Here is a 551-nt window from a genome sequence, read left to right as displayed (position 1 = left end):
GACAAATCCCATTGCTCAAAGTTTGATATTTTTAAAAGTTATCTTCTTTATATGATATATTTTTTAAGAAGTTTATCTTCTTCTTTATATAATGTCATATCACTAAATGTTATGCAGTTTTCAAAGTGCTAACGCACATCGCCAACGTCTAGTCATTCACATTCGTTCATGCCTATCCCGTTGCTCAAAGTACATTATTTAGGGCTTCGCCCTTTATATTATTATCCTATTTTACAAAAATTTTTTATATAATTTTTTTCTTATAATATAAAATAGTGCAAAAATATGGTGGAGATGAGGAGGATCGAACTCCTGACCCCTTGCGTGCAAGGCAAGTGCTCTCCCAGCTGAGCTACACCCCCATGTAAAGATACATTAGTGATTAAAAACCGCCAATGTATTTATATGAGAAAGCAAAAAAACTCTCAAAATTAAACAGTAGGTTAATTCTCCCTAGAAAGGAGGTGATCCAGCCGCACCTTCCGATACGGCTACCTTGTTACGACTTCACCCCAGTTATTGATTTCACCTTCGACACTCGCTTCCCAAAA

1 tRNA gene and 1 rRNA gene are annotated in these 551 nt (G+C 35.8%); both read right to left on the bottom strand.

What is annotated here, in order from left to right:
• Positions 1 to 286 precede the first annotated feature (286 nt).
• A tRNA-Ala gene (locus tag K0040_RS19890) sits at positions 287 to 362 on the bottom strand.
• A gap of 95 nt (positions 363 to 457) precedes the next feature.
• A 16S ribosomal RNA gene (locus tag K0040_RS19885) occupies positions 458 to 551 on the bottom strand; the annotation flags it as partial.

The sequence above is a fragment of the Terrisporobacter petrolearius genome (assembly GCF_020748185.1).
GTDB classification, from domain to species: Bacteria; Bacillota; Clostridia; order Peptostreptococcales; family Peptostreptococcaceae; genus Terrisporobacter; species Terrisporobacter petrolearius.
The sequence above is the reverse complement of the archived record's forward strand: the minus strand, read 5'-3'. Positions and strand labels throughout refer to the sequence as shown.